Genomic DNA, 21,852 nt, shown 5'->3' with positions numbered 1-21,852 from the left:
CCGGACTTCCCGTCAACATCTCCCGCCGCTACGCTCGGCCCGTGGCCAAACCTGGAGCCGATCCCGCCGTCCAGCTGGAGCTGAGCGTCGACCGTGGCAGCCCGGTCCCGCTCTACTTCCAGCTGTCCCAGCAGCTGGAGGCGGCGATCGAGCGCGGCGCGCTCACCCCCGGCAGCCTGCTCGGCAACGAGATCGAGCTGGCCGGCCGCCTCGGCCTGTCCCGTCCCACGGTCCGCCAGGCCATCCAGTCGCTGGTCGACAAGGGACTGCTGGTGCGGCGCCGCGGCGTGGGGACGCAGGTCGTGCACAGCCAGGTCAAGCGCCCCCTCGAACTGAGCAGCCTCTACGACGACCTGGAGGCGGCGGGTCAGCGCCCGGAGACCCGGGTCCTCGGCAATGTCCTGGTGCCCGCGTCCGCGGAGGTGGCCGCCGCGCTCACGGTCGGCGAGGGCGAGCAGGTGCACCGCTTCGACCGGCTGCGCCTGGCCCACGGCGAGCCGGTCGCGTACCTGTGCAACCACCTGCCCACCGGCCTGCTGCCGCTCGACGACGCCCGCCTCGAGTCCACCGGCCTGTACCGGCTGATGCGGGCCGCCGGGATCACCCTGCACAGCGCCCGGCAGACCGTCGGCGCCCGGGCGGCCACCGCCGTCGAGGGCGACCTGCTCGGCGAGCCGGAGGGGACGCCGCTGCTGACCATGCAGCGCACGACGTTCGACGACAAGGGCCGCGCGGTCGAGTTCGCCTCCCACATCTACCGGGCCTCCCGCTACTCCTTCGAGTTCCAACTCCTCGTGCGCCCCTAGGAGTTGCGCCGAGCAGTGCTCATACCCGTACGAAGTCCTAATGTTCTGACAAAGTCATTGACGCTGCGGTAGGAGCCCGCTACAAACTCCTCCAGCCGCACCGGGCGGCCGGAGGAGAGGTGGCTCCACCATGCTCACGACGCGTACAGCCCGTACGGCCGCGGCCCTTGTCGCGGTGGTCGCCCTCGCCGCCGGGTGCAGCGGTTCCGGCGGCAAGAAGTCCGAGGACGACGGGGGCGGCGGAGGCGGCGGCAAGGCCGTCGACACGCCCCGCCTCAAGATCGCGATGGTCACGCACTCCGGCGAGGGCGACACCTTCTGGGACATCGTGCGCAGCGGCGCCAAGGCCGCGGCCGAGAAGGACAACGTGACCTTCCTCTACTCGAACGACAAGGAGGCCCAGGGCCAGGCCCAGCTGGTCCAGGCCGCGATCGACAAGAAGGTCGACGGGATCGTCGTCACGCTCGCCAAGCCGCAGGCCATGGAGTCGGTGCTGGCGAAGGCGAAGGCGGCCGGCATCCCGGTCGTGTCGATCAACTCGGGATCCGAGTACGCGGAGAAGTTCGGTGCGCTCGCCCACATCGGCCAGGAGGAGTCGGTGGCCGGCGAGGCCGTCGGCACCAGGCTGACCGAGGAGGGCCGCAAGAAGACCCTGTGCGTCATCCACGAGCAGGGCAACGTCTCCCTGGAGCAGCGCTGCGACGGCGTGAAGAAGACCTTCAAGGGCACGGTCGAGAACCTCAACGTCGACGGGACCAACGCCCCCGACTCCCAGGCCGCCATCGAGGCCAAGCTCCAGGCCGACCCGTCCATCGACGCGGTCGTGGCGCTCGGCGCGCCCATCGCCGCGCGCACGGTGAAGGCGAAGCAGGACGCGGGAAGCAAGGCCGAGATCGCCACCTTCGACCTGAACGCCGAGGTCGTCCGGCGGCTGAAGGCCAAGGAGGTCTCCTTCGCCGTCGACCAGCAGCCCTACCTCCAGGGCTACGAGGCCGTCGACCTGCTGTGGCTGTACAAGTACAACGCGAACGTTCTCGGAGGCGGTCGGTCGGTCCTCACCGGCCCCGCACTTGTCACCGGGAAGGACGTGCCGAAACTGGAGAAGTACACCGCGCGCGGTACCCGGTGAATCGATGGATGATCCCCGTGACCCATACTTGTGCGTTTGGGACCGCAAAGAGGTCCCCATGGACCGGTAAACGGCCCTCTGGGATCGGCCGCCGTCGGGCGCGCCCGGTCCCGGTGTACAACGCAGCAGACCAAGAAGGGCACGGCCTCGTGGCACGGTTTCGGACCTGGGTGAGCATCGCGGTTGCGGGGGCTCTCGGCCTCGCACTGACGGGATGCAGCAGCACGGGCGGCAAGCGGGCGGAAGACGCCAGGAAAGCCCAGCAGGCTCAGGGGAAGGCCGCGGTGAACACCCCCAGGTGGACCTTCTCCATGATCACCCATTCGGGCGACGGGGACACCTTCTGGGACATCGTCCAGAACGGCGCCAAGCAGGCGGCCGTCAAGGACAACATCAACTTCCTCTACTCGCACAGTGACGAGGGCAACCAGCAGGCGCAGCTCGTGGACGCCGCCGTCGACAAGAAGGTCGACGGCATCATCGTCACGCTCGCCAAGCCCGACGCCATGAAGGCGGCCGTGGCCCGCGCCCAGAAGGCCGGCATCCCGGTCATCACCGTGAACTCGGGCTCCGCCGATTCCAAGAAGTTCGGCGCCCTCACCCACATCGGGCAGGACGAGACGATCGCGGGCGAGGCCGTCGGCGACGAGCTGAACAAGCGGGGCAAGAAGAAGGCCCTGTGCGTCCTGCACGAGCAGGGCAACGTCGGCCACGAGCAGCGCTGCGCGGGCGCCGAGTCGACCTTCGACGGGAAGATGACCAACCTCTACGTCGACGGCACCAACATGCCCGACGTGCAGTCCTCCATCGAGGCCAAGCTCCAGGCCGACAAGTCCATCGACTCGGTCGTCACGCTCGGCGCGCCGTTCGCCGCCACCGCCGTCAAGGCCGGGCAGGACGCGGGCAGCAAGGCCGAGGTCGACACGTTCGACCTGAATGAGAAGGTGGCCCAGGGCCTCCAGGACGGCAGTCTCGGCTTCGCCGTCGACCAGCAGCCCTACCTCCAGGGCTACGAGGCCGTGGACCTGCTGTGGCTGTACAAGTACAACGCCGACACGCTCGGCGGCGGCAAGCCGGTGCTCACGGGCCCGCAGATCGTCACCAAGGAGCAGGCCGCGAAGCTGGCGGAGTACGCGAAGAGGGGGACGCGATGACCACCACAGCTCCGGAGAAACAGCCCGAGCCGCAGCTCGACGAACGGCTCCTGAAGACCTCGCCCTGGAAGAAGCTGCTGGGCCGTCCCGAGCTGGGGTCGGTCGTCGGCGCGATCGCCGTCTTCGTCTTCTTCGCGGTCGCCGCGGACAGCTTCCTGCGGGCGACCAGCCTGGCGACCGTCCTCTACGCGGCCTCCGTGCTCGGCATCATGGCGGTGCCGGTCGCGCTGCTGATGATCGGCGGCGAGTTCGACCTGTCGGCGGGCGTCCTCGTGACGTCGTCGGCGCTGGTCTCGTCGATGTTCAGCTACCAGATGACGGCGAACACCTGGGTCGGTGTCGGGGTCTCGCTCCTCGTCACCCTCGCCATCGGCGCCTTCAACGGCATCATGCTGACCCGCACCAAGCTGCCCAGCTTCATCATCACGCTCGGCACCTTCCTGATGCTCACGGGCATGAACCTGGGCTTCACCAAGCTGATCAGCGGCACCGTGTCGACCAAGTCGATCGCCGACATGCAGGGCTTCACGTCCGGCAAGGACGTCTTCGCCTCGACGCTCACCATCGGCGGCGTCGACTTCAAGATCACGATCCTCTGGTGGCTGCTCCTGGTCCTGGTCGCGACCTGGATCCTGCTCCGCACCCGCGTCGGCAACTGGATCTTCGCGGTCGGCGGCGACGTGGACGCCGCCCGGGCCGTCGGCGTCCCGGTCAACAAGACGAAGGTCGGCCTCTACATGGGCGTCGCGTTCGGCGCCTGGATCTCCGGCCAGCACCTGCTCTTCTCCTACGACGTCGTGCAGTCCGGCGAGGGCGTGGGCAACGAGCTGATCTACATCGTCGCGGCCGTCATCGGCGGCTGTCTGATCACCGGCGGATACGGTTCCGCGGTCGGCGCGGCCATCGGCGCGCTGATCTTCGGCATGACCAGCAAGGGCATCGTGTTCGCCGAGTGGAACTCGGACTGGTTCAAGTTCTTCCTCGGGGCGATGCTGCTCCTCGCGACCCTCCTCAACCACTGGGTCCGCAAGCGCGCGGAGGCGAGCAAATGACCACTCCTCTCGTGGAGACCACTCCTCTCGTAGAGCTGAACGGCGTCAGCAAGTACTACGGCAACATCCGGGCCCTGGAGGACGTCTCGCTCGTCGTGAACGCGGGGGAGATCTCCTGCGTCCTCGGCGACAACGGCGCCGGCAAGTCCACCCTCATCAAGATCATCGCGGGGCTGCACCAGCACGACGCGGGCACCTTCTCCGTCGACGGCGAGCCGACGAAGTTCGCCAACCCGCGCGAGGCCCTGGACCACGGCATCGCCACCGTCTACCAGGACCTGGCGGTCGTGCCGCTGATGCCGGTGTGGCGCAACTTCTTCCTCGGCTCGGAGCCGACGAAGGGCACCGCCCCGTTCAAGCGCATGGACGTCGACCTCATGCGCCGCACCACGCACGAGGAACTGGCGCGCATGGGCATCGACCTGCGCGACGTCGACCAGCCCATCGGCACGCTGTCCGGCGGTGAGCGCCAGTGCGTCGCGATCGCCCGGGCCGTGTACTTCGGCGCCAAGGTCCTCGTGCTCGACGAGCCCACGGCGGCGCTCGGCGTGAAGCAGTCCGGAGTCGTGCTCAAGTACGTGGCCGCGGCGCGGGACGCGGGGCTCGGCGTGGTCCTGATCACCCACAACCCGCACCACGCGTACCTGGTGGGTGACCGGTTCATCCTGCTCAAGCGGGGTGGCATGTTCGGCAGCCACACCCGCGACGAGATCACCCTCGACGAGCTGACCCGGCAGATGGCCGGCGGCAGCGAGCTGGATGATCTCCGCCATGAGCTGGAGCGGGCGCCTGTGCCGACGCACCTGGGCGGGCATTCGGCTGACGGCGCCGAGAAGTAGTCCGACGCCGGATCGTCGTCCGCGGGTGCGTCGCCACCCACCGGGCCGCACGTGCAGGACGGCCCGCGACACCGCAAACCCGGCATGCGACGGACCCGGGACGTGAGGCAGAATCGCCGCAATGAGCACCTACCGCGACCTCGCACACCGTGGCAGCGCACGGGCCACCGTCCTGCGGACGGTCGGCACCAGGGAACGCCGCTCGCACCTGACCGCCCCCCGCGTCCCCACCGTGGGCATCGACATCGGCGGCACCAAGGTGATGGCGGGTGTCGTCGACGCGGACGGCACCATCCTGGAGACGCTGCGCACGGAGACCCCGGACAAGTCGAAGAGCCCGAAGGTCGTCGAGGACACGATCTGTGAGCTGGTCCTGGACCTGTCCGACCGGCACGACGTGCACGCGGTGGGCATCGGCGCGGCCGGCTGGGTCGACGCGGACCGCAACCGCGTCCTGTTCGCCCCGCACCTGTCCTGGCGCAACGAACCCCTGCGCGACCGCCTCGCGGGCCGCCTCGCGGTCCCCGTGCTGGTCGACAACGACGCGAACACGGCCGCCTGGGCGGAGTGGCGGTTCGGCGCCGGACGCGGCGAGGACCACCTCGTCATGATCACCCTCGGCACCGGCATCGGCGGCGCGATCCTGGAGGACGGCCAGGTCAAGCGCGGCAAGTTCGGCGTCGCCGGCGAGTTCGGCCACATGCAGGTCGTGCCCGGCGGTCATCGCTGCCCGTGCGGCAACCGCGGCTGCTGGGAGCAGTACAGCTCGGGAAACGCCCTGGTCAGAGAGGCCCGCGAACTCGCGGCGGCCGACTCCCCGGTCGCGTACAACATCATCGAGCGGGTCCAGGGCAACGTGCCGGAGATCAGCGGCCCGCTCATCACCGAGCTGGCCCGCGAGGGCGACGCCATGTGCGTCGAACTGCTCCAGGACATCGGCCAGTGGCTCGGCGTGGGCATCGCCAATCTCGCGGCCGCCCTCGACCCGTCGTGCTTCGTGATCGGCGGTGGCGTCAGCGCCGCCGACGACCTGCTCATCGCCCCGGCCCGCGACGCCTTCAAGCGCCAGCTGACCGGCCGCGGCTACCGCCCCGAGGCCCGTATCGCACGCGCCCAGCTCGGCCCCGAGGCCGGCATGGTGGGCGCCGCCGACCTGGCCCGCCTCGTCGCCCGCCGGTTCCGCCGCGCCAAGCGCCGCCGCGTCGAGCGCTACGAACGGTACGAGCGCTACGCCCAGGCCCGCGACACCGCGTCGGGCGCCGAGGGCCCCCAGTAGAGCGCCGGGCCGCAGAACAGTGACAGGAAAGCCAGCCATGACCGTGCCCCGCCAGCCTCCGTCCCCGTACGAGGAGACGTGCCCGCCGGAGGAGCCGCGCGGCCACGTGATCCGCCGCCGCGCGCTCACCCTCCTGATCATCGTGCTGCTCATCGGCATCCCCGCCGGATACCTGGTGATCTCCGCGAACCAGAGCCGGGACAGCGGCAAGGACAAGGAGGCGAAGTACTCGGCGACCGGCCTGACCATCGGCTGGCCCTCGAAGGTGCAGCGGCGGCTGTACGAGACGCCGATCCCGCACTACTCGCGCAACGTCGCCTACTACGAGACGAACAACTACAAGGTCAGCCGCCTGTACACGCAGTTCCTCACCAGCAGGGGCGGGCTCGACACGTTCCTCAAGGGCGTCGACGAGGAGTACACCGTCGACGACCTGGAGAAGGGCGACGTCACGATCGGCGCCCGCGACCGGAACGTCGCCGGGTGGGACTTCACCGGACCCGGCCCCTGGTACGGCCTGATCCACAGCCAGCGGGACCCGATGCCGACGCAGAGCATCGTGGTGAACCTGTCGAACCCGGACCATCCGATGGTCTTCGTCGTCTCGACCACCGAGCCCTGACCCGGCCGGGCCGCCCGTCCGTGCGGACGGCCCGTGCCGCTCAGCCGGTCTCGTCGTCGACGATGTGCACGGCGGCCTCCTCGGCGGAGGCCCCGGCGCCGTCCAGACCGGCGTCGGCTGCCGTCAGCGACTCCTCGGCGGCGCCGTCCAGGTCCATCTCCTCGGCGACGAGCCGCCCCGACCTGGCGTCGCCGACCTCGGAGTCGAGCAGTTCGCCGTCGGTGTCGTCGGCGTCACCGAGCCCGTCGCCCGGGAGCGGCGCGACGTCCGGCACCTCCTCCGCGAGCCGTTCGTCCAGGCTCTCGGGCTCGATGCCGTTCTCGTAGTGGCCCTCGAACCGCTCGGGCGGCGAGTACCCCTCGTCCAGCGGGTCCTCGACCCCCTCCAGGAGGGTGTCCGCCGCGTCGAGCAGCCCTTCGTCGTCCTGCACCTCGGAGCCGTCCGGCTGGTAGACGTCGTCGGCGAAGGCGTCGTTCTCGCTCATGACGTGCTCCCCGCCTCGGTCCGCTTGGGCAGCTTCCAGTTCGGCCGCGGGAAGTGGCAGGTGTAGCCGTCGGGGTAGCGCTCCAGGTAGTCCTGGTGCTCCGGCTCGGCCTCCCAGAAGTCGCCCAGCGGCTCCACCTCGGTGACGACCTTGCCGGGCCACAGCCCGCTGGCGTCCACGTCCGCGATGGTGTCCAGGGCGACCTGGCGCTGCGCGTCGTCGGCGTAGTAGATCGCCGAGCGGTAGCTGCGCCCGAGGTCGTTGCCCTGGCGGTCCTTCGTGCTGGGGTCGTGGATCTGGAAGAAGAACTCCAGGAGGTCCCGGTAGGTGGTCCGCGCCGGGTCGTAGACGATCTCGATCGCCTCGGCGTGGTCGCCGTGGTTGCGGTACGTGGCGTTCGGGGTGTCGCCGCCGGTGTAGCCGACGCGCGTCGAGAGCACCCCCGGCAACTTCCGGATCAGGTCCTCCATCCCCCAGAAACAGCCACCCGCGAGTACTGCCTTGTCCGTCGCGCCCGGCATGAAAAGCTCCTTCTCAAAGGCTCGTGGAGTCGCCCGTGGCGGCGCTCCACCCACTGTTGTCTGAACAGTACGACCGGCCCTTTTCATCCTCGCGGAGCCCCTGTCCGTCGCAACTCGGCGGCCGTCGGCGGCTCGCGTTGCGAGTTCGGCGCGGGCGTTCAGGATGGATGGGGTCGGCCGCGCGCGTTCCGCGCCGGCCGGACCTCCGGGGACGTGCGCTCTGCCGCCCCGCCCGAGCACACGCTCGGCCTTCCTCCCGACGACGGAGAACGATCATGCCCATCTGCACCACTCGCGACGGCGTGGACATCTTCTACAAGGACTGGGGCCAGGGGCGGCCCGTGGTGTTCATCCATGGCTGGCCGCTCAACGGCGACGCCTGGCAGGACCAGCTGAAGGCGGTCGCCGACGCCGGATACCGGGGCATCGCCCACGACCGCCGCGGCCACGGCCGCTCCACCCCGGTGTGGGACGGCTACGACTGGGACACGTTCGCCGACGACCTCCACGACCTCATCACCGGCCTCGACCTGAACGACGTCACGCTGGTCGCGCACTCGATGGGCGGCGGCGAGCTGTCCCGCTACATCGGCCGCCACGGCACCTCCCGGATCCGCTCCGCCGTCCTGCTGTCGGCGATCCCGCCCCTGATGCTCCAGGGCCCGGACAACCCCGAGGGCGTGCCGCAGGGCGTGTTCGACGACATCAAGGCCGGCATCGTCAATGAGCGCTCCCAGTTCTGGAAGGACACCGCGGTCGGCTTCTTCAGCGCCAACCGCGAGGGCAACAAGGTCACCCAGGGCAACAAGGACGCCTTCTGGTACATGGCCATGCAGGAGACCATCCAGGGCGGCGTCGCCTGCGTGGACGCCTTCGCGGCCACCGACTTCACCGACGACCTCAAGAAGTTCGACGTGCCGACCCTGATCGTGCACGGCGACGACGACCAGGTCGTCCCGATCGACGCCACCGGCCGCAAGTCCGCCGAGATCATCCCGGACGCGACGCTCAAGGTCTACGAGGGCGGCTCGCACGGCATCGCGCTCGTCCCGGGCGACAAGCAGAAGTTCAACCAGGACCTGCTGGACTTCCTCAAGAAGTGACGTCCCGGAGACCGGGCACTCCGCGTCCATGATCGATCGGGCGGGTCCGGCCCCGGTTTCGAAACCGGGGCCGGAGGTCATCCATGCAGGTGCACACGCGGATGCCGCCGCGTGGTCACACCTGCCGTGACAGCCACGAGGAGCGGAGAGCGAGCCTTGCCCGAGAACAACCAGAAGCCGCTGACCACGGTCGCCGGCGCACCGGTACCCGACAACCAGAACTCCCTGACCGCCGGCGCGCGCGGCCCGATGCTCCTCCAGGACGTCTGGTTCCTGGAGAAGCTGGCCCACTTCGACCGCGAGGTCATCCCGGAGCGCCGGATGCACGCCAAGGGCTCGGGCGCCTTCGGCACGCTCACGATCACGCAGGACATCACCCGCTACACCTCCGCGAAGGTCTTCTCCGAGGTCGGCAAGAAGACGGAGATGTTCGCGCGGTTCTCGACCGTCGCCGGTGAGCGGGGCGCCGCCGACGCCGAGCGCGACATCCGCGGCTTCGCCCTGAAGTTCTACACGGACGAGGGCGTCTGGGACCTGGTCGGCAACAACACCCCGGTCTTCTTCTTCCGGGACGCGCTGAAGTTCCCCGACCTCAACCACGCGGTGAAGCGCGACCCGCGCACGAACCTGCGCGACGCCGAGAACAACTGGGACTTCTGGACCAACCTGCCCGAGGCGCTGCACCAGGTCACCATCGTGATGTCGGACCGTGGCATCCCCGCCTCCTACCGGCACATGCACGGCTTCGGCTCGCACACGTACAGCCTGGTCAACGCCGACGGCGAGCGGTTCTGGGTGAAGTTCCACCACCGCACCCAGCAGGGCATCGAGAACCTCACCGACGCCGAGGCGGAGGCGCTGGTCGGCAAGGACCGCGAGTCGCACCAGCGGGACCTGTTCGACGCCGTCGAGACCGGCGACTTCCCGAAGTGGAAGCTGTACATCCAGGTCATGCCGGAGGCCGACGCGGAGCACTACCGCTTCCACCCCTTCGACCTCACCAAGGTCTGGTCGAAGAAGGACTACCCGCTGATCGAGGTCGGCGAGTGGGAGCTGAACCGCAACCCGGAGAACTACTTCGCGGACGTGGAGCAGGCCGCCTTCAACCCGGCCAACGTGGTGCCCGGCATCGGTTTCTCCCCCGACAAGATGCTCCAGGGCCGGCTGTTCTCCTACGGCGACGCCCAGCGCTACCGCCTCGGTGTGAACCACCACCAGATCCCGGTCAACGCCCCGAAGAACCCGGCGAACTCCTTCCACCGCGACGGCCAGTTGCGCGTCGACGGCAACCAGGGCGCCACGCCGAGCATCGAGCCCAACGCCTACGGACGCTGGCAGGAGCAGCCCGCGTACCGGGAGCCGCAGCAGGCCGTGGGCTCGGTCGCCGACCGGTTCGACTTCCGGGCGGACGACGACAACTACTTCGAGCAGCCCGGCAACCTGTTCCGTCTCATGACCCCCGAGCAGCAGCAGGCGCTCTTCGCCAACACGGCCCGCGCGATCGACGGAGCGTCCCCGCAGACCGTCGAGCGGCACATCGGCAACTGCGCCCAGGCCGATCCCGCCTACGGCGAGGGCGTCCGGAAGGCGATCCAGGCGCTGGCCGAGGGCCGGCTCTGAACCGCCCGCCCGGACCGATGCACGTGGACCAGTGAGCGGAGACCGATGAACAGCGCCGCGCTGACGGCGGAGCAGACGGCACGCGTCGTGGACATCGCCATGGACCTCGCGCGCGTGGGGGACACCGGCCGGCTCGTCGAGTTCCTGGAGCACGGCCTGCCCGCGGACGTGACGGACCCGGCCGGCAACACCCTCGTGATGCTGGCCGCCTACCACGGCCACGCCGACACGGTCCGGGCCCTGCTGGCGCGGGGCGCGGACCCGGACCGGACCAACGCCCGCGGCCAGAGCCCGCTCGCGGGCGCCCTGTTCAAGGGCGAGGACGAGGTGGTCACCGCCCTCCTGGCCGCCGGCGCGGACCTCGACACCGGCACCCCGACGGCCCGCGCGGCGGCCGGCGTGTTCGGGCGCACGCATCTCCTCGACGGGGCGCCCGGCGGAAACCGGTGAGGAACGCGGCTCGCGGTGCGCGAGTCGCTCAAGCGTGTTGTGGTGAATCGAGACGATGTGTACTGCTCACCTGCTCCTGTGAGGACCGGCCATGTCCAAACCCCTGATCGTTCTCACCGGTGCCAGCTCCGGGATCGGCGCGGCCACCGCCCGGCTGCTGTCGGCCGACGGTCACCCGCTGCTCCTGATCGCCCGGCGAACGGAGCGGCTGGAGGCTCTGGATCTGCCGCGGGCCCTGTGCCGAAAGGTCGATGTCACCGAGCGCGCCCAGGTGGAGCAGGCGGTGGCCGAGGCGGAGCAGGAGTTCGGGCCCGCCGACGCGATCGTCAACAACGCGGGCGCCATGCTGCTGGGGCACATGGCTGATCAGCCGGTCGAGGAGTGGGACCGGATGATCGACCTCAACATCAAGGGAGTGCTGTACGGCGTGCGTGCCGTGCTCCCCGGCATGCTCGCCCGCCGCGGCGGGACGATCATCAACATCAGCTCCATCGCCGGCCGCAAGACCTTCCCCGACCACACCGCCTACTGCGCGACGAAGTTCGCGGTGCACGCCTTGTCCGAGAGCCTGCGGGCGGAGGTGGCATCGGCCGGGATCAGGGTCGTGACCATCGCGCCGGGCGCCGTGGAGACCGAACTGCTCTCCCACACCAGCAACGAACAGATCAGGACGGACTACGAGGCGTGGAAGGAGTCCGCCGGCGGGGCGCTGGACCCCCAGGTCGTGGCGGAGTCCATCCGGTACGCCTATCGCCAGCCCCAGAACGTGACCGTCCGGGAGATCGTCCTCGCCTCCACCGGCCAGGAGACCTGATCCACCTCTGCCGTGCGGGATCGGGACGTGGACACGGGGCAGGGCGGGCCGACGGCCCGCCCTGCCCCTCATCGACCGGTCAGATGGCGATCGACTGCTGGAGCCAGCGGCTGACCCGGTACGGCACCCACCACGCGAACGTCCCCACTTCGAGGACGAGTTGCTCGGACCGGAACTCGTCGAGGACGTCGGCGGGGACGTCGGCGCGCGGAGCGCCGTAGTCCAGCCGGTCGATCGCCGTGTCGTAGCCGGGTTCGTCGGCGGTGAAGCGGCGCAGCTCTCCCCAGCGGCGGTCGCGTATCTGGATGAAGCCGGGGCCCTGGCGCCACAGGCACTTGCACAGGTAGTGGCCGCGCCGCCAGGTGCGCAGGGAGTCCTCGGCGTCGTCGGGCCCGTGCAGGGCGGTGGGCGGCTGGAGATGGTTGAGCCGCCGCCAGGTATCCGCCGCCCCCGGGTCGAGGCGCAGCTCCCACTCGACCATCACGGCCCGTGCCGTCAGGTCGCGGACCAGGGACAGGCCGTACAGGGCCGCCGCCGGATCGGCGCCGTCCGTGAGGTCGACGGGGGCGGGCAGGCGCACCCGGCGTGCGCCGAGCTTCCACAGGCGTTCGGCCTGGCCGCGGGCCGGTCCGGGCAGCGGCACCTCGCCCAGGGACATGCCCGGCAGGGCGCACGCGTCAGGGTCGTAGTCGCGCCAGGCCAGGACGGTGGGCGTGGTGAGGGTGGTGGTCATGTGCGGTCTCCTCCGGTCGCGTCGGGGCGGGGTCAGGCCGGTTCGGGGACGGCGGCACCGTCCCGGGCGTCGAGGGCGTCCTGCGGGCCGGACGGCTCGGGCACGACGGTGTGCGCGTGCCGCATGAAGTCCAGGCGCAGCAGGTCCTCGTTGACGGCCGCCGGGGCGATGTGGACGTACTGGCCGCCGTCGGTGAAGACGATGCCGAGGGCGAGCCAGGAGTCGAGCAGGGCCTGGACGCGGGCCTCGTCGCAGGCGGCGTCGGGCAGGCGGCCGGCGGCCTTGCGGGTGAGGGCCTGGACGGCGTGGGGCTGGTCGAGGAGGCGGAAGACGGCCAGCTCGAAGGGGTCGGTCAGCTCCATGGCGCGCCAGGTGAAGGCGCGGCGGCGGCTCACCAGGACGATGCGGTCGCCGTGGTCGTCGTGGGTGAGGCGGGCGTCGGTGTGGTGCTTCTTCCATTCGGCGAGCGCCGAGTTGAGGGCGCCGACGGTGGGCTCGGCGATGCCGCGGGCGGGCGCTTCGAAGACGTACGCCATGCCGTAGAGCTCTTCCTCGGGCAGGTCGTAGGTGAAGCGGTAGTGGGCCTCGGGGCGCAGCCCGGTGAAGCCCAGTTCGGGCCGCTCGAAGTAGGGGCTGAAGCGTTCGATGGCGATGCGGGCCGAGAGGTCGACCGGCGGGTCGAGGTGTTCGAGCGCGGGGAGCTGCGCGATGACGGGGTCGTAGTCCTCGGCGCTCTCCCCGGGAAAGCCGTGCAGGTAGTTCCAGGCGACGGAGAGGCCGGTCTCGGCGCCGTCGCGGAGCATCCGGACGTTCTGGCAGCCGCTGACGCCCTTGTCCATCAGGTCCAGGACCCGGCTGTTGAGGCTCTCGATGCCGGGCTGGACGTAGATGAGCCCGGCGTCGGCGAGGGTGCGCAGCTGGCTGCGCTTCATGTTGGCCTTGATCTCGATGTGCAGGCGCAGGTCGTAGCCGCTCTCGATGATGCGGGGCAGCACGGTGGTGAGGTAGCGCATGTCGAGGATGTTGTCGACGACGTACATGTCCAGGACCCGGTGGCGGCGGGCCAGTTCCATGATCTCGTCGTAGAAGGTGTCGGGGCTCTTGGAGCGGAACTCCATGAAGGAGCCGTTGAGCCCGCAGAACGTGCAGTGGTGCTTCTCGCCCCACCAGCAGCCGCGCGCGCCCTCGACCACCAGTTTCGGCTCGACCCAGTTGCGGGCGACCGAGGAGGCGAGGCGTTCGAAGTAGCCGCTGTAGTCGGGCGGCAGGATCGCGGCGGGCGGCAGCGGCCGTGTGGCCATGGGGTTGGCGACGCTGCGGCCGTCCGCGTCGCGGTGGCACAGGCCGGTGATGGTGTCCAGGTCCCCGCCCTCGGTCAGCGCGGTGAGGAGTTCGGGGAAGGCGGCCTCGCCCTCGCCGCGCACGACGTGGTCCACGAAGGGGAAGTTGCGGTGCACGGTGGCGCCCTGTTCGCCGTCGCAGTTGGCGCCGCCCATGACCGTGACGATGTGCGGGGCGAGTTCCTTGACACGGCGGGCGGCGGCGAGCGCGGCGGTGTTCTGCTGGAACGTCGAGGTGAAACCGACGACGTCCGGGGCGCTCTCGACGATGCGCCGGGCGATCATCTCGACGAACTCGGGCGCGATGCGGTGCAGTTCGTGGGTCATCCTCATGCGGGCGGACTTGAGCTTCCCGGTCATCGTGCGGGTGAACTCGTCCGCGCGCCAGTCCGGATCGGCGTACAGCGCGGAGGAGAAGACCCAGTCGCCGCAGCCCATGAAGTACGAGGACAGGGCGTAGTACTCGTAGTCGTCACCGGTGAACTCGGTGCGTTCGGTGATCCAGTCCGTGAACATGAGGTTGGCGTGCAGGACCTCGGCGCTCGCGCCGGGCACCCGCTCGTCGACGCTCCTCTTGAGAATGCCCAGTGCCAGCGACGGCAGGTCGATCGGTGACCAGGGCATGTTGACCAGCAGTACGCGCATGGGCGGTTCCTCCTGACGGTGGTAAGGGCCGGCCGGCCCCGGGCTGCGGGACCGGCCGGTGGAGGACTAGTCCTCGACGGTGTCGTCGCCGTCCTCGGCGTTGCGGAACGGGACGGTGACCGTGATGCCGACGCTCGGCTTGCGGTTCGTCTCGTCCTCGGCCAGCGGGTCGTTGTGGATGACGTCCTTCTGCATGGGCTTCTCCTTCGTGTCAGTGATCTACGGGATGGTGCGTTGACCCCGCTCCTGGTGCGGCGGGGCGTCTGGGTGGGGTGGTGCGGGTGGTGCCGCGCAGCCGCTGGTCGAGGAAGTGCACCGAGCGGCGCAGTACGTGGACGTGGTCGGCGCCGTCGTAGCCGTCGTGTCCGGTGTCGAGCCACAGGGCCTCGTGGTCGGCGCCGGTCGCGGCGAGGGCGGCGAGGTAGGAACGGATCTGCTCCGGGGGGCACTTGGCGTCGTGGGCGGCGGCGACGACCAGGAGCGGGTCACGGACGCGGTGGGCGTAGCGGATCGGCGAGCTGTGGGCGTAGGCGTGCGGCACCTGCCGGGGGGTGCCGCCGAACAGCCGCTCGTCCAGGGCGCGCACGGCGGGCGTGGCGGCGGCGTGCGCGGCGGCGTAGTCGGCCACGGGCTTCACGGCGATGCCGGCCCGCCACAGTCCCGGCCGGGTGCCGAGGGCGAGGAGGACGAGGTAGCCGCCCCAGGAGGTGCCCCACAGGCCGGTGGCGTCGGGGCGGATCAGGCGGCGCCGGGTGAGGTCCGCGTGCACGGCGGCGAGGTCGTCGACCTGGGTGTGGCCGACGCCGTTCCGGTAGGCGCGCTGCCAGCGGGGGCCGTAACCGGTGGAGCCGCGGTAGTTGACCCGGGCGACGGCGAAGCCGGAGGCGACGAGGGAGTGCACGGTTCCGTCGTAGGCGTCGCGGTCGTGGTCGGCGGGGCCGCCGTGGACGAGGAACACGGCGGGGTGCGGGCCGGGCCGGTCCTCGGGGAGGCTGAGCAGGGTGTGCACGGGCCCGTCGGGTCCGGGGGTGTGCACGTCGCGTTGGATCGCTGGGACGTGCCCCTCGACGGTGCCGAGCGGCGGCAGCGCGGTGCCGGCGGTGGAGACCATGCGGGGCGGGTGGGTGGTGTCGGTCCACAGCGTGTGCAGGTCGCCGCCCGGGCGGGGGGCCGCGTCGAGGAGGGCCCCGGCAGGGGTGGGGACGCGGTCGAGGGTGCGCCGGACGAGGTCGGCGCGGTGCAGCAGCGAGCGGCCGTGGCGGTCCTGGCGGACCAGGACGCCGCCGCCGTCAGGGTACCAGCGGGCGGTGAACTGGGTGTCCAGGGCGCTCCACTCGTGGGTGACGACTCCGGTCGCGGCCGTCCAGGTGGCGAGGACGTAGCGGTCCTCCTGCTCGCGGGCGAGGAGCAGGGTGGCGGGGGCGTCGGCGGCGGGGCTGAAGCCGAGGCTCCACAGCCTGCCGTGCGGACCGTCGCCGGGCAGGACGGCGGTCTCCGTGCCGTCGGGTGTGAGCAGGGTGACGGCGCGGGGTGAGCCGGCGGCGCGGGCGAGGGCCAGCAGGTCGCCCCGGGGGGCCAGTCCCGCGAGGGAGGCGGGGCCGTCGACGCCGGTCACCTCGCGAGCCGGGCCGCCGCGCGTCCCGATGTGCAGCTCGGTGCGGGCGGGCAGGCCGATGCCGACGGCCACGGTGCCCGTGGCGGTGACGGCGAGACCGCGGGCGGTGCCGTCGGGTGCCCCGGTCAGGCCGGGCCCGTCGGGGCCGCCGTCGAAGGGCTGGAACCGCCAGTGGCCCCGGCCGTGGGCGTCCTCGGCGAACCACCACACGTGGGCGTCGGCGTCGATCGCGCCGTGCAGGGTGCCCCGGGGCCGGTCGGTGACCTGCCGGGCCCGGCGGGCGGCGGCGTCCCAGGTGAAGACCTCGCAGCGGCCCTCGGCGTCGGCGGTGAACACCATGCGGAGCGCGTCGGTGGGGCACACCTCCGGCAGCTGGGCGCGGTAGACCTGGAAGCGGCTCACGCGGCCGCCCCGACCAGTCCGGCACGCCGTGTCGTGTGCAGGGCGAGCAGGGTGAGCAGGGCGGCGCAGCCCAGGGCGGGCGCGGCCGCGGCCGCCCCGTCGGTCAGCAGACCGGCGAGGGCGGGGGCGAGCGCCGCGGCGGTGCCGGAGACGGTCGCGAGCACGGCGCCCGCCCTGGCCTGGAGTTCGGGCCGGGTGGCGAGCAGGGCGCGGGACTGCAGCACGATCGCGGGCAGCGGTATGAGGAGGCTGAGTGCGCCGAGCAGGATCCCGTAGGACCAGGGCCCGTCGGCGAGGGCGAGGGCGGCGGTGAGCGGGACCAGCAGCCAGGTCGCCGCGACGAGGACGCGGGCGGCACCGAGGCGGACCGCCGCCCGGGGCGCGGCGAGGGATCCGGCGAGTCCCGCGGCGCCGGTCACGGCGAGGACGAGGCCGATCGGGAGCGCACCGCTGTCCGACCGTTCCAGGGCGAAGAGGGTGCAGTAGTACAGCGTCACGGCGACTCCGTTGACCAGTGCGATCCAGACGAGGACGAGACGCAGCAGAGGGTGGCCGCGCACCAGGCGCAGCCCGGCGGCGGCCTCGCGCAGCAGTCCGTCGCCGGAGTGCGCCGCCGAGGCCTTCAGGTCCGTGCGCATCGCGCGGACGCACAGGGCCGCGAAGGCGTAGGACAGGGCGTCGGCCAGGAAGGGCAGGGCGCGCAGGAGTTGGTAGGCGGCGCCGCCGAGAACGGGGCCGACCACGAGGGCGCCCTGATCGGCCGCGGCGAGGCGTGCCACGGCGCGGGGCTGGCCGTCGGGCGGGCACAGGAGGACGACGGTGCCGCGCGACGCGGCGTCGTGACAGGCGGTGCAGAAACGTTCCACCGCAACGGCGGCCAGCAGGTGCGCCAGGGTGAGCCGGCCCAGGAACAGGGCGAGGGCGACGGACCCCATGGCGAGGGCGGCGACGAGCGCGGACCAGAACATGATGGTCTTGCGGGCTCCGCGGTCGGCGGGCACGGCGGCGAGCGGCCCGAGGAGCAGGCCGGAACCGACCGAGAGCCCGGCGACGAGCCCGGCGGTCTGCGGGGAGTGGCCGAGGCTCAGCAGGAGCAGCGGGAGGACGACCCCCGACGCCTGGGTGCCGAGCGCGTCGGCGGCGTTGGCCCACCAGAAGAGGCGGAAGTCCCGGTCAGTCGCCTTCCGCGGCGGGCGGGCGGAACCGGAGGCGGAGCGGCGACCCCGGAACAGCCGGGGCCGCGCTAACTCACCGCGCCGGTCCGGCGCTCCCGCCTGGGTGAACGACTCCACGCACGTTCCTCACAAGCCGAAGTAGTTGTGCAGGATGTGTAGAAAGCGAAACGAGCGGGATCGTAGCCAGCGAAACGAACGGCCTACAAGACTGCGCCGTGGCTGGCCGGAAAGCGCGGGGTGCGCATGATCGGCCGCATTCTTCAAAGTGGCTAAAGGGCCGGTCAACTTTTTCTGTGAATGCTGGTGCTATTGAGGTGGGAGTAACGGATGTGACAAGAGAGGTATCGCATTCCCTGGACTTCCTGACGGGCCGGGGAGGCCCGGATGAACGGACGGGTGCCGATTCCTCCACCGTCCGGCCCGGCCCGAAGGAGCGTCGACGGTGAGGATGGCCAGTTCTCTACGCCCGTGGGCGGATCTGCGGATTCGGTGAGGGGCAGAGAATCTGCGCAAAGCCGCCACTCCTGGGGATGGCCTGCAAGGAGTTGTGGGGGACAGGTGGCAGTGAGGTGGGAAGTCTGTCGGACGGGCGACCTGCTGAGCGATACTCGCCCGGCGGCCGGTCACGTACGGGAGCGCCGGAGCGGCACAAGTCCGGCCAGGCCCACCCCGGCGCAGTGACTTTCGGTGACGGATGAGAGGGTCGGGCGGGTGAGTGAGACGCCGAAGAACACCCTTCAATACCGCTTCGACGGGCCGGATGACGCGCCCGTCCTCATCTTGGGTCCCTCACTGGGCACGACCTGGCACAGGTAGGCAGAACCGTCTCAGGGCGTCCAGCCAGTCCAATTCGAACTTCTATGTCCAGTTCGTGGTCGTTGGGTCGGGGGGCGTCTATGGGGTTGGTGATTCGCCCGTGACACGCAGAGGCCCCGCCGGAGCACCGGCAGGGCCTCTGCGCCTGACTGGTTGAAAGGGTCTGCGGTATACCCCGGGTGCTCCGTTGTGCTTTGGCTCGCCGTTGTCGAGCGCCGGAGCAAGGATGCGGCGACGACTCGCTGGCTGCGGCCGATGCGGGACATCCGGCACGGGAACTGCTCCTGTCGTACCGGGTCGTAGTCCTTTGCTTGTGAGATGCGCCTTGGCTCGAAGGTTTGGTGATTGCCGGTGCGCTCTCGTACCCCACGGTTGCGCCCTCGGAGCGCGCTCGACGGTCAGGTGGTCGCGACTGCGAGCCGTTGGCCGTTGTTCGCGTGCGGCGCTTCGAAACGCGCTGCAGGGGACTCTGCGGCGCGCAGCTGCGGGGGCGCTGTCACGATCTTCAGGTCGGCAGGCGTCAATGGTGTGAGGGCGGGCGGTGGTTGGGGAGCATTCCACCGACCGCTGCTGCAGTGCCGCGGACTGGCTCCTGACGTCGCTGACCGACGTGTCCTAATCATCCTGTGTCGCCGCGGGACGGGGCAGTGGGCTCAGAGGCTGGGCCGGGCGAGCGTGTCTAGATTACTGGAATGTGAGTGTCTTCTGCACCGTGCCACTGGTGACCGCTCTCCGGGCCGGCGGTAACGCTGCTGCCCGGCTTCCGACAGGGGATGAACTATCGAGTCGTCAGCCCTCTTCGAGTGGTGGGCCGCGCGGTGGACGCGGATGAGGTAGTTATCGGGGTCGACCCCCATCGTGATGTACGCGTGGCGGCTGTCGTCTCAATGACGGGCCGTGTTATGGCTGTTGAGCGCTTTACGACCACGGCGGATGGCTATCGACAACTTGCCGAGTGGACTGGCCGGTGGGGTGCTCCGGCAATTACGGGGCGGCGCTCTCTCGCTATCTGCTGTCTCAGGGCGTCGCGGTGTTGGAGGCTCCTGGTCCTGGGCGTTCGGCCCGACGTCGACAAAGCGAGTCCGACGAGGGTGATGCAGTCGCTGCTGCGCGGTCTGTATTTGAGTGGCCGCGCCCGGGCCCCAGCGAAGTCCGGCGATGGCCCGGTCGAAATGGTGCGTACGTATCTGATGGCCAAGGACTCTGCGGTGAAGGCCAAGCGGAAGGCTGTGAACCAGATCAAGGCGATCCTGGTCATGGCCGATCCGGCTCTCCGGGAGGCATTGCGGAGTCTGTCGCGCCGTCGTCTCACCCTTTCCTGGATGCAGTTGAGCAAAGGCGGCGAGGGAGTAGATCCGATCGTGCGGGCCACCCGGTTCACGGTGCGGGTGCTGGCTGAACGCATCGAGCAGTTGTATGAGCAGGCCCGAGTACTGGAACAGCGCCTGTCTGAGTTGATCGGGAAGCACCATCCGCGCCTGCTCGATGCTGTCGGCGTCGGCTCGCACAGCGCGGCGGTTCTGTTGACGGCCCTGGGTGACAACAGCGAGCGGATGCGCGGCGAGGCGTCGTTCGCCGCGTTGTGCGGGGCGAGCCCGGTCGAATACTCCTCGGGCAGCCGATAGCACCGCCGGCTCAACCGTGGCGGCAACAGACAGTCGAACGCTGCCCTCCACCGCATCGTGCTGACCCGGTTGCGCTGGGATCCGCGTACCCAGGCGTACTACGAGCGACGTGTGGCCGAGGGCAAGCCCCGTCGCGAGATCGTCCGCTGCTTGAAACGATACGCGGCCCGCGAGATCTACCGACTGATCACCGCCGGACATCCAGGGACCGTCCACGGAGCCAACAGTTAGAGCGCCCAATGATGATCTTGTGTAACTTGCTTCCGGTGAGCTCAGGGCTGAGCCGACCGGCGGGCAGCTGTTCTGTTGGCATGTCAGCGGGCGCCACGCTCACTCCATGAACGTGGGAATCTGTCCGCCACCGCGGACTCGCCGCATATCACCGTGAAGTACATCTCAGGCGTGCGCGATGTCTTGGCGCAGATGCGTGATCAACCGTTGATCTGTGTACCGGCTAGGGTTCCGAGCGATGCATGCCCGTGTATCACCGCGGGGTTCAAGGTTGCCGACTGGAGGGCGGATATGGTTGCCCGGCGGGCACAGCCAAGTGAATGAAAACACCCGGAAGGTCACCGAAAACTGCAGGTCAGTTAGTGTCGACCCCGCGCCTGCGGGGATGCTCCGGTGGTGAAGGTGCGGCCCGACGCGGCGGCGGCGTCGACCCCGCGCCTGCGGGGATGCTCCTATTGCCGAGGAGACCCAGTCCGGGATCTACCAGTCGACCCCGCGCCTGCGGGGATGCTCCGTACGGGCCCGCCGTCTCCGGCGACAACCACATGTCGACCCCGCGCCTGCGGGGATGCTCCGACCAGGTCGGCGTTGAGCGATTCTGTCTCCTCGTCGACACCGCGCCTGCGGGGATGCTCCGCCGACTGCCAGAAGGCCCTCACCGAACAGGCCGTCGACCCCGCGCCTGCGGGGATGCTCCGCAGGCCGCACACCCCGCCGAACGCTGGTGGCAGTCGACCCCGCGCCTGCGGGGATGCTCCGATGGTGTGGTTGTCCCAGCCGTCGCGGGAGTTGTCGACCCCGCGCCTGCGGGGATGCTCCGGGCGAGCACCAGATCGACCACCGACTGCCCGGGTCGACCCCGCGCCTGCGGGGATGCTCCGAGCGAACGCACCGCCCGCGGTGTCATCGGCGAGTCGACCCCGCGCCTGCGGGGATGCTCCTCTCCTCAGGCATCAGCCGCGGCGTCCGCAGCTGTCGACCCCGCGCCTGCGGGGATGCTCCTCGGGTTGAGTTGGGCACATGCCGTCAGGCTGCGTCGACCCCGCGCCTGCGGGGATGCTCCGCCGCTCGCCGGGACTGTCGCCGGGAACGTCTTGTCGACCCCGCGCCTGCGGGGATGCTCCGTGGGAGCCACGGCCGCCGCCCTGCCCGGCCTGGTCGACCCCGCGCCTGCGGGGATGCTCCGGACCCGGCGCGGGCCGGGGGCTGGCAAGACCGGTCGACCCCGCGCCTGCGGGGATGCTCCGGTGTTGGCGAGGTCGGTGACCTTCGTGGCGATGTCGACCCCGCGCCTGCGGGAATGCTCCGAGCGCACCCGAGCGCATCGGGGGCGTGCGCGAGTCGACCCCGCGCCTGCGGGGATGCTCCGCCGCGGCGCCGGCGCCGGCGCATCCGCCATC

Annotated in this window: 19 protein-coding genes and 1 CRISPR repeat array (1 of these 20 only partly in view); of the genes, 12 read left to right on the top strand and 7 right to left on the bottom strand. The window is 70.5% G+C overall.

The window, feature by feature from the left end; translation table 11 throughout:
• Positions 1–41: 41 nt before the first annotated feature.
• From ABT127_RS06575 to ABT127_RS06545, 7 genes are all read left to right on the top strand, one after another.
• Entirely contained in the window at positions 42–806 is a 765-nt protein-coding gene (locus ABT127_RS06575; protein WP_351445221.1) for a GntR family transcriptional regulator, read from the top strand.
• A 130-nt stretch (positions 807–936) separates the two neighbouring features.
• Entirely contained in the window at positions 937–1,935 is a 999-nt protein-coding gene (locus tag ABT127_RS06570) for a sugar ABC transporter substrate-binding protein (protein WP_351445219.1), read from the top strand.
• Between the two features lie 149 nt (positions 1,936–2,084).
• Positions 2,085–3,089, top strand: a complete 1,005-nt coding sequence (locus ABT127_RS06565) for a sugar ABC transporter substrate-binding protein (RefSeq protein ID WP_351445217.1) — start codon at positions 2,085–2,087, stop codon at positions 3,087–3,089.
• Positions 3,086–4,141, top strand: a complete 1,056-nt coding sequence (locus ABT127_RS06560; protein WP_351445215.1) for an ABC transporter permease — start codon at positions 3,086–3,088, stop codon at positions 4,139–4,141. Before ABT127_RS06565 ends, ABT127_RS06560 begins: the two co-directional genes overlap by 4 nt.
• A complete protein-coding gene (locus tag ABT127_RS06555; RefSeq protein ID WP_351445213.1) occupies positions 4,138–4,980 on the top strand; it encodes an ATP-binding cassette domain-containing protein in 843 nt (280 codons plus the stop codon). Before ABT127_RS06560 ends, ABT127_RS06555 begins: the two co-directional genes overlap by 4 nt.
• Positions 4,981–5,101: 121 nt before the next feature.
• Positions 5,102–6,256, top strand: a complete 1,155-nt coding sequence (locus ABT127_RS06550; RefSeq protein ID WP_351445211.1) for an ROK family glucokinase — start codon at positions 5,102–5,104, stop codon at positions 6,254–6,256.
• A 37-nt stretch (positions 6,257–6,293) separates the two neighbouring features.
• Positions 6,294–6,878, top strand: a complete 585-nt coding sequence (locus ABT127_RS06545) for a sugar kinase (RefSeq protein WP_351445209.1) — start codon at positions 6,294–6,296, stop codon at positions 6,876–6,878.
• Positions 6,879–6,918: 40 nt separating this feature from the next.
• On the opposite strand, the gene ABT127_RS06540 is transcribed toward ABT127_RS06545, so the two are convergent.
• Both ABT127_RS06540 and msrA read right to left on the bottom strand, forming a co-directional pair.
• Positions 6,919–7,362, bottom strand: a complete 444-nt coding sequence (locus tag ABT127_RS06540) for a DUF5709 domain-containing protein (RefSeq protein WP_351445207.1) — start codon at positions 7,360–7,362, stop codon at positions 6,919–6,921.
• Positions 7,359–7,883, bottom strand: coding sequence for a peptide-methionine (S)-S-oxide reductase MsrA (gene msrA / locus ABT127_RS06535; RefSeq protein ID WP_351445205.1), 525 nt, complete (start codon positions 7,881–7,883; stop codon positions 7,359–7,361). Before msrA ends, ABT127_RS06540 begins: the two co-directional genes overlap by 4 nt.
• Before the next feature lie 275 nt (positions 7,884–8,158).
• Between msrA and ABT127_RS06530 the strand changes: the two genes are divergently transcribed.
• The 4 genes from ABT127_RS06530 to ABT127_RS06515 all read left to right on the top strand — a co-directional run bounded on the left by ABT127_RS06530 (position 8,159) and on the right by ABT127_RS06515 (position 11,870).
• Entirely contained in the window at positions 8,159–8,986 is an 828-nt protein-coding gene (locus ABT127_RS06530; RefSeq protein WP_351445203.1) for an alpha/beta fold hydrolase, read from the top strand.
• A gap of 156 nt (positions 8,987–9,142) precedes the next feature.
• Positions 9,143–10,606, top strand: a complete 1,464-nt coding sequence (locus ABT127_RS06525; RefSeq protein ID WP_351445201.1) for a catalase — start codon at positions 9,143–9,145, stop codon at positions 10,604–10,606.
• 45 nt (positions 10,607–10,651) lie between these two features.
• Entirely contained in the window at positions 10,652–11,056 is a 405-nt protein-coding gene (locus ABT127_RS06520) for an ankyrin repeat domain-containing protein (protein WP_351445199.1), read from the top strand.
• 91 nt (positions 11,057–11,147) lie between these two features.
• Entirely contained in the window at positions 11,148–11,870 is a 723-nt protein-coding gene (locus ABT127_RS06515) for an SDR family oxidoreductase (RefSeq protein ID WP_351445197.1), read from the top strand.
• Positions 11,871–11,949: 79 nt separating this feature from the next.
• On the opposite strand, the gene ABT127_RS06510 is transcribed toward ABT127_RS06515, so the two are convergent.
• From ABT127_RS06510 to ABT127_RS06490, 5 genes are all read right to left on the bottom strand, one after another.
• Positions 11,950–12,603 carry a DUF5825 family protein gene (locus ABT127_RS06510; protein WP_351445195.1) on the bottom strand — a complete coding sequence of 218 codons (654 nt, stop codon included), beginning with the start codon at positions 12,601–12,603 and terminating at the stop codon, positions 11,950–11,952.
• Positions 12,604–12,635: 32 nt separating this feature from the next.
• Entirely contained in the window at positions 12,636–14,588 is a 1,953-nt protein-coding gene (locus ABT127_RS06505) for a RiPP maturation radical SAM C-methyltransferase (protein ID WP_351445193.1), read from the bottom strand.
• 66 nt (positions 14,589–14,654) lie between these two features.
• Entirely contained in the window at positions 14,655–14,783 is a 129-nt protein-coding gene (locus ABT127_RS06500) for a hypothetical protein (protein ID WP_256359348.1), read from the bottom strand.
• A gap of 16 nt (positions 14,784–14,799) precedes the next feature.
• Positions 14,800–16,605, bottom strand: a complete 1,806-nt coding sequence (locus ABT127_RS06495; protein ID WP_351445191.1) for a S9 family peptidase — start codon at positions 16,603–16,605, stop codon at positions 14,800–14,802.
• Complete coding sequence (locus ABT127_RS06490) at positions 16,602–17,897, bottom strand: MFS transporter (protein ID WP_351445189.1); 1,296 nt, start codon at positions 17,895–17,897, stop codon at positions 16,602–16,604. Before ABT127_RS06490 ends, ABT127_RS06495 begins: the two co-directional genes overlap by 4 nt.
• 1,793 nt (positions 17,898–19,690) lie before the next feature.
• Here ABT127_RS06490 and ABT127_RS06480 point away from each other — a divergent pair.
• Entirely contained in the window at positions 19,691–20,221 is a 531-nt protein-coding gene (locus ABT127_RS06480) for a transposase (protein ID WP_351445187.1), read from the top strand.
• 595 nt (positions 20,222–20,816) lie between these two features.
• A CRISPR array of direct repeats spans positions 20,817–21,852; the repeat unit is 29 nt; unit sequence GTCGACCCCGCGCCTGCGGGGATGCTCCG (it continues 98 nt past the right edge of the window).

Source organism: Streptomyces sp. NPDC001904, assembly GCF_040297005.1.
In the GTDB taxonomy this organism is placed as follows: domain Bacteria; phylum Actinomycetota; class Actinomycetes; order Streptomycetales; family Streptomycetaceae; genus Streptomyces.
This window is presented reverse-complemented; position numbering and strand designations above follow the sequence as displayed.

Excerpts from the sequence above, each read along its gene's own strand:
- ABT127_RS06555 (WP_351445213.1), top strand. The coding sequence starts at position 4,138 with ATGACCACTCCTCTCGTGGAGACCACTCCTCTCGTAGAGCTGAACGGC.
- ABT127_RS06515 (WP_351445197.1), top strand. The coding sequence starts at position 11,148 with ATGTCCAAACCCCTGATCGTTCTCACCGGTGCCAGCTCCGGGATCGGC.
- ABT127_RS06500 (WP_256359348.1), bottom strand. The coding sequence starts at position 14,783 with ATGCAGAAGGACGTCATCCACAACGACCCGCTGGCCGAGGACGAGACG.
- ABT127_RS06540 (WP_351445207.1), bottom strand. The coding sequence starts at position 7,362 with ATGAGCGAGAACGACGCCTTCGCCGACGACGTCTACCAGCCGGACGGC.
- ABT127_RS06510 (WP_351445195.1), bottom strand. The coding sequence starts at position 12,603 with ATGACCACCACCCTCACCACGCCCACCGTCCTGGCCTGGCGCGACTAC.
- ABT127_RS06505 (WP_351445193.1), bottom strand. The coding sequence starts at position 14,588 with ATGCGCGTACTGCTGGTCAACATGCCCTGGTCACCGATCGACCTGCCG.
- ABT127_RS06550 (WP_351445211.1), top strand. The coding sequence starts at position 5,102 with ATGAGCACCTACCGCGACCTCGCACACCGTGGCAGCGCACGGGCCACC.
- ABT127_RS06480 (WP_351445187.1), top strand. The coding sequence starts at position 19,691 with ATGCAGTCGCTGCTGCGCGGTCTGTATTTGAGTGGCCGCGCCCGGGCC.
- ABT127_RS06560 (WP_351445215.1), top strand. The coding sequence starts at position 3,086 with ATGACCACCACAGCTCCGGAGAAACAGCCCGAGCCGCAGCTCGACGAA.
- ABT127_RS06520 (WP_351445199.1), top strand. The coding sequence starts at position 10,652 with ATGAACAGCGCCGCGCTGACGGCGGAGCAGACGGCACGCGTCGTGGAC.
- ABT127_RS06530 (WP_351445203.1), top strand. The coding sequence starts at position 8,159 with ATGCCCATCTGCACCACTCGCGACGGCGTGGACATCTTCTACAAGGAC.
- msrA (WP_351445205.1), bottom strand. The coding sequence starts at position 7,883 with ATGCCGGGCGCGACGGACAAGGCAGTACTCGCGGGTGGCTGTTTCTGG.
- ABT127_RS06570 (WP_351445219.1), top strand. The coding sequence starts at position 937 with ATGCTCACGACGCGTACAGCCCGTACGGCCGCGGCCCTTGTCGCGGTG.
- ABT127_RS06545 (WP_351445209.1), top strand. The coding sequence starts at position 6,294 with ATGACCGTGCCCCGCCAGCCTCCGTCCCCGTACGAGGAGACGTGCCCG.